Source organism: Allostigmatella hybrida, assembly GCF_020103775.1.
GTDB classification, from domain to species: Bacteria; Myxococcota; Myxococcia; order Myxococcales; family Myxococcaceae; genus Hyalangium; species Hyalangium aurantiaca.
Genome location: NZ_JAHXBH010000063.1, coordinates 1 through 5910 on the forward strand (window position 1 = coordinate 1; position 5910 = coordinate 5910).

Sequence of the window (5910 nt, forward strand, 5' to 3'; positions counted from 1 at the left end):
GCTCGCTCCCCGTGGAGGAGCCAGGCGCCGAGCCGTCCGCCCGACGCCCCTGGCTCGTTAGCTCAACACACTCCTAGGGACAATCTAAGCGGTTGGAACAAGGATGCGTGACCTCCTGGATTGCCACGTTACCATCGCGAGCACTGGCGCAGTGGGCCCAAATCCCACAGTCCGGGAGCTGCGGCGGAGTCCTACCGGTACACCTTGCCGCCCCCCAGGAAGGCGCCCCCAACAAGCGGCAAGCTGTAAGCGGCGACCGGGCCGGTGGGCAGGCGGTACGCGACGAGCAGCTCGTTCTCCCAGCCCCCCGAGCGGCCCTGCATCCAGTTGGAAGCCAGTGTGCGCCCTGCTCCCACTGCAATGGCGCGGCAGTTCCCCTCACGTCCGGCCCTGACGTGGACACCCGGCCGGTGAGAGTGCCCGAAGGCGACCGTAAGCCCGGGGCCTCCCCGCTCGTCAGCCCCTTCACAGTCTGAGGCAGAACTGTTGGTATCGGCGAGGTAGCCAGCGGCTACTACCGACTGGTTGGTACCGTGGAGCGGCTACTACCGACTGGTTGGTACCGTGGAGCGGCTGCTACCGACTGGTTGGTACCGTGGAGCGGCTGCTACCGACTGGTTGGTACTGTCGACGGGTACAGTCCGGGAGGTGGAGGCACTCACAGCGGAACTGCCGCCCACGCCCCAGGCGTCTTGGTACTGCAACGAGCGCAGCGCGGCATCCGGGCGGACTCACGCTTTCGGCAGCGTCGAGGGGCCCCCGTGGCGCAACGCCACCTCGAAAGCGTTCCTCCCCGGTCCTGAGAGCCAGCGCTCCACGGTCAGCAGCCCGGGGTGAAGCTTGCGCAGGGCGGCGAGGTCCGCACTGCCTGCCAGGGGGCCCTCGTCCACCAGCCGGGTCAGGCGGGTGAGGATGGGATTGGCATCGAGCACGCTGTCAGGAAAGCGCTGATAGGCGATGGGCCGCCCTGCGGCTCCATGAACGCGTCGGGGCGGATGATGGTGTGAGTTATCGGTAGGCTGCGAACATGCGCCTCGATCTGGCTTTTGCTGTCGAAGTGGCCCACGCAGGTCTTCTGGGGGCCTGCCATGTTGGTCGAGCTGTCGACGAGGTGTTGGACACCGGCCTCGACGGCCAGGTCGGCGATTGTCTTACCAACGCTTCTCGGCCCTGAGGGCTGGCATCAAGGGTATCTCGCAGCGAATGCTGGCGCTGCTGGAAGGGTTTACCGGGTGGATCCGGGCCCATTGGCCAGCTCTCTCGATGGCCCATCAGGCTGGAGAAAGCTGGGAGAGCCGGAAGAACCCGGCGCGGGCGGCTGTGTTGAATTTTCACCGCATGCTGCCGTATGGAGGCTGCCCGCTCCCTCTTGGGAGTCCTTCCCTCTCTTCACGGAGACGTTCCCGTGCGACGCTCAAGTGCCTCATGGTTTTGGGCCCTGGTGCTGGCCCTCGCGGCCTGCTCCCCGGCTTCCCAGCCCTCACCCTCCGCCGGGCGCATCACGGGGCAGGCCCTGCTCCAAGAGGCGGCCTCTCATGAGGGAATCACCCTCACGCTCCCCGATGCCCACCTGAGCACCCAGACCGACGCCGAGGGCCACTTCTCCTTCGAGGAGGTCCCCCCCGGCGTGCACCTCGTGGTGGCCACCCGTGCGCGGTATGGCCAGGCCCAGCAGTCCGTGGAGCTCCAAGCAGGACTGACGGCCTCCGTGGCGTTCTCCCTGCTTCGCGAGCGGGGCCAGGTGACGGGGACCTTCCAACTGGACGATGCGGCCACCGCCGAAGGCATCACCGTCACCCTGGCCGGCACGGCCTTCCAAGCGGTGACGGATGCGCAGGGCCAGTTCTCCTTCAGCGGGGTTCCCACGGGCACCTACACCCTGGAGGGCCAGAAGGACCTTTACGCCTCCGCCCAGCAGCCGGTGGAGGTCCGGACGGACGAGACCGCCTCCGTCTCCCTCGCCTTGCTGCGCGAGCGCGGAAACGTGGCGGGCACCCTCCAGCTCGAAGGGGAGGGCGGTCCCGGCGGCATCGCCGTGGCGCTGGCGGAGACCGGAGCCTCGGCGGCCACGGACGCGCAGGGCCTCTTCTCCTTCGAAGGGCTCCCCACGGGCCGCTACACCCTGGTGATTCAGAAGGATCTCTATACCTCCGTGCGGCACGCCGTGGAGGTGCGCGCGGGGCAGACCACGGACGTGGCGCTCACCCTGGCGCGCGAGCGGGGCCAGGTGGCGGGCACCGTCCGGCTCGAAGGGATCAGCCAGCATGGGGGCATCACCGTGGTCCTGAAGGAGGCGAGGGTCTCGACGGAGACGGACGCGCAAGGCCAGTTCTCCTTCAGCGGGGTTCCCACGGGCACCTACACCTTGGAGGGCCGGAAGGACCTCTACACCTCCGTCCAGCAGACGGTGGAGGTCCAAGCGGACGAGGCCGCCTCCGTCTCCCTCACGCTGCTGCGTGAGCGTGGAAGCGTGGCGGGCACCGTCCTGCTCGAAGGGGTGAGCCAGCATGGGGGCACCCTTGTGAGGCTGAAGGAGGCCCAGGTCTCGATTCAGACGGACGCGCAGGGCCGCTTCTTCCTGGGGCGCATCCCCACGGGCACCTACATCCTGGAGCTCCAGAAGAGCCTCTACGCCTCCGTCCAGCAGACGGTGGAGGTGCGGCTGGGGGAGACCACGGACGTGTCGCTCACCCTGGCGCGGGAGCGTGGTGGTGTGGCGGGCGTGCTCCAGCTTGAGGATGCGAGCAGCCCCGAGGGCATCGCCGTCACGCTGGCCTCCACGGGCTTCAGCACGCTGACGGGCGCCCAGGGCCAGTTCTCGTTCGAGGGCGTGCCCACGGGCACCTATACCCTGGTGGCCCAGAAAGACCGCTTCGTCACCGCCCGCCACAGCGTGACGGTGCGCGCCAACGAGCAGTCCTCCGTCACCCTGACGTTACCCCTGTCCCGCGGGAGCGTGGCGGGCGTGCTGCACCCGGACGATGACGCCAGCGCGAAGGACATCATCCTCACGCTGACCGAGTTGGCAGAGAGCGCGGAGGCCGATGCCCAGGGCCGCTTCACTTTCGACGGCCTCTTGCCGGGCACCTACACCCTGCGGGTCCAGCGGGACGGCTACCTCCCGCTCCAGCAGTCCGTGGTGGTGCTGGGCGAGCAGACCACCTCCGTATCCCTCACGCTGGCGCGCCAGCGCGGCACCGTGGCCGGCACCGTTCAGCTCACGGGCGAGAGCGTCCATGACGGCATCTCGGTGACACTCTCCGGTCTGAGCAGGAGCGCGGTCACCGACGCGCAGGGCCACTTCGTCCTCGAAGGGGTCCCCACGGGCACCTACACCCTGACCGCCCGGAAAGACCACTACACGCGTGCCGGGCAGGGGCTGGAGGTGCAGTGGGAGCAGACCGCCACGGCCACCCTGGCGCTGGAGCGCCTGGGCGCGCCGGTGCTCACCGCCCCGGCCCTTGCGGTTCAGGGGGGGCATGTGGCGCTGACAGGCTCGGGCTTCGGAGCGCAGCGCGGCGGCTCGCAGGTCTCTCTGGGCGGCCAGAGCAGCCTGGAGTACATCTCCTGGTCGGATGAGCGTGTGGTGGTGAGGGTGCCTCACGCCTTCGTTCCGGGCACCTACACCGTGACGCTCACCCCCGGTGTGTCCTGGAGGCCGAGCGTCTCGGCATCCTTCCGCGTGCTGCCGCAGCAGACACTCTCGACCGCCGATGACTGGGGCGTGGGCATCCGGCCCGGCAACACGGTCACCACGTGGGGAGGCAGCTATTACAAAATCCCCCAGATCCCCGCAGGCCTCACCGGCGTCGTGAGCGTGTCCGCGGAATACTTCGCCGCCTCGGCGCTGAAGGATGACGGCACCGTCGTCCAATGGGGGCTGATCGGCGATGACTCGGACAGCGTGCCGATCCCCGAGGGGCTGCAAGGGGTTGTGGCCATCAGCTCGGGATTGACCTGCACCCTGGCCCTCAAGCAGGACGGAACGGTGACCGGCTGGGGAAACAACTACTACAAACAGCTCAACATCCCCCCGGGGCTGAGCGGCGTCGTGGCCATCGCCGCGGGCTGGATGCATTCGCTCGCCCTCAAGGCGGATGGCACGGTCGTCACCTGGGGAAGCGGCAGCTCACAGGTGATGACGCTCCCCCCAGGGCTGAGCGGCGTCGTGGCCATCGCCACCAGCTCCGACAGCAGTCTGGCGATCAAGGCGGATGGCACGGCTGTCATCTGGGGATACATCCCCGGTGCCTATGGCCCCTGGGAGCTGACCGGCCTGGGCGATGTCGTCCAAGCCGCTGGTGGCTCGGGGCACTACACGTTGCTCCGCGCGAATGGCTCCCTCCTGGGATGGGGGACCAACGACAAGGGCCAGGCGGCCCCTCCCGCGAGCCTCACCGATGTGGCGTCGGTGGCGGACCGGTCCAGCGCCTTCAGCATCGCGCTGCGGCAGAACGGCCAGATCGCGATGTGGGGGCAACTCCCTTCCTCCTCTGAGCGGCCCCCCGCGGGGCTGGTCCTGAGGGTACCGGCCCGTTAGCAGCCGCAGGGTGGACTCGCGGTGGTGCCGGTTGGGAAACCCTCAAGCTGGGATCTCGCGTTCCCACCCCTCGCGGGCGATGAGGGAGGCGACGCGGGCACGCACCTCCTCGCGAATCTCGCGCACGCGCTCCACCGGCTTGCCCTTGGGGTCCTCCAGGGGCCAGTCGCCGCGCTTCAGGCCGGGCACATGCGGGCAGGCCTCGCCGCACCCCATCGTGATGAGCCACTGCGCGCCCTGGGCCAGGTCGTCCGTGAGGCGCTGAGGTTTGGCGCCCGACAGGTCGATGCCCACCTCGGCCATAGCGGCTTGCACCTCTGGGTGCACACGTTCGCCGGGTTGGGTTCCGGCGGATACGGCGCGGGCCTTGTCCGGGGCGGCCAGGGCGTTGAAGAAGGCCGCCGCCATCTGCGAGCGGCCCGCGTTGTGGACACAGGCGAAGATGACCGTGTTCATCGTGAACTCCATCGTCAATCTGCTTTCACGGCCTTGGGGAGAGCGTAAATAGAACGAAGGTTGACTTTATAGTGATACACCGCCAGGTGATACGCGCCTGAAATCATGATGAAGGCATGCGGCGGTGGTTCAGGTTGGCTATTGAGCCAGGTGACGGCCTCCTCCTGGTTGTGGAAAGTAGCTACCGGTGGCGGAAGGCCGTCGCGCGTCATTTCCTCAAGATAATATGCAAGCGTATTGGGGCTGGGACGCAGCTTGCGGAGATTCAACTCGCGAGAGTAGATGATGCGATAATACTCGCCCGACACCAGGACACATGCGCTTTGCGGTGGATTGGGATGGTTCTTCAACCAGGACTCCGCCTCGCTCAGCGTGTGGAACGCTGCGACCACGAGGGGAGGGGCATTGGTTTCAAGACTCTTCCGGTAGTCCTCGAAGTCATAGGACTGGCCACTGGCTGAGATGAACCGGATTGCGTCGATGGCCACTAGGAACTTCTCCTTTTCTTCTGGAGACAAGGCGTCTTCCCGGTACCGCCCAAGGAAACCCTCTACATCAAGGCAAAGTTCTACGATGCTCATGGTGACACCAGGGAAGCATAGGGCGCGGGAGCAGTGGTAGCGGATGCCAAAACCATGGCTGGAAGCGGACCTCCCAAGCGTCCGGTTACCGCAGTGGGAGTTCACGCACGTCCAGCCGTTCCTCTGGCCAAAGCCGCCGTATTGTCTCCACGAAGCGCTGGCTGGCGACCATCACCGTCGCGAAGTTGGCCACGCGGAACAGATCCGTGTCCTGGGGTAAGGAGGCTGATTGAAGCAGAGGGCTTGCCGGAAGGCTGGTAACCGTTCACCGGACAGGGCTGTCTGAGGGGCGAGCAGGAGCGGACAGAGGGCAGAGGAATCTATCGACAGGGT

The 5910-nt window shown here is 67.1% G+C and carries 6 protein-coding genes and 1 pseudogene; 1 reads left to right on the forward strand and 6 read right to left on the reverse strand.

Going from position 1 to position 5910, the window contains the following annotated elements; genetic code table 11:
• Window positions 1-191: 191 nt before the first annotated feature.
• From KY661_RS37480 to KY661_RS37865, 3 genes are all read right to left on the reverse strand, one after another.
• On the reverse strand, window positions 192-323 hold the full coding sequence (locus tag KY661_RS37480) for a hypothetical protein (RefSeq protein WP_263437684.1): 132 nt from the start codon (window positions 321-323) through the stop codon (window positions 192-194).
• A gap of 408 nt (window positions 324-731) precedes the next feature.
• Complete coding sequence (locus tag KY661_RS36975; RefSeq protein ID WP_225414662.1) at window positions 732-932, reverse strand: hypothetical protein; 201 nt, start codon at window positions 930-932, stop codon at window positions 732-734.
• Window positions 899-1147 carry an NmrA family NAD(P)-binding protein gene (locus KY661_RS37865; protein WP_225414666.1) on the reverse strand — a complete coding sequence of 83 codons (249 nt, stop codon included), beginning with the start codon at window positions 1145-1147 and terminating at the stop codon, window positions 899-901. The genes KY661_RS36975 and KY661_RS37865 overlap by 34 nt, the downstream gene beginning before the upstream one ends.
• 258 nt (window positions 1148-1405) lie before the next feature.
• Here KY661_RS37865 and KY661_RS36985 point away from each other — a divergent pair, with 258 nt between their 5' ends.
• Window positions 1406-4540 (forward strand): carboxypeptidase regulatory-like domain-containing protein, encoded by a 3135-nt coding sequence (locus tag KY661_RS36985; protein WP_225414663.1) that lies wholly within the window; start codon window positions 1406-1408, stop codon window positions 4538-4540.
• A 42-nt stretch (window positions 4541-4582) separates the two neighbouring features.
• Here KY661_RS36985 and KY661_RS36990 read toward each other — a convergent pair whose 3' ends face one another.
• The 3 genes and pseudogenes from KY661_RS36990 to KY661_RS37870 all read right to left on the reverse strand — a co-directional run.
• Window positions 4583-4996, reverse strand: a complete 414-nt coding sequence (locus tag KY661_RS36990; RefSeq protein ID WP_225414664.1) for an arsenate reductase/protein-tyrosine-phosphatase family protein — start codon at window positions 4994-4996, stop codon at window positions 4583-4585.
• A gap of 14 nt (window positions 4997-5010) precedes the next feature.
• On the reverse strand, window positions 5011-5577 hold the full coding sequence (locus KY661_RS36995; protein WP_225414665.1) for a head protein: 567 nt from the start codon (window positions 5575-5577) through the stop codon (window positions 5011-5013).
• 85 nt (window positions 5578-5662) lie between these two features.
• Window positions 5663-5824, reverse strand: a pseudogene (locus KY661_RS37870) (double-CXXCG motif protein); the annotation flags it as partial.
• Window positions 5825-5910 lie beyond the last annotated feature (86 nt).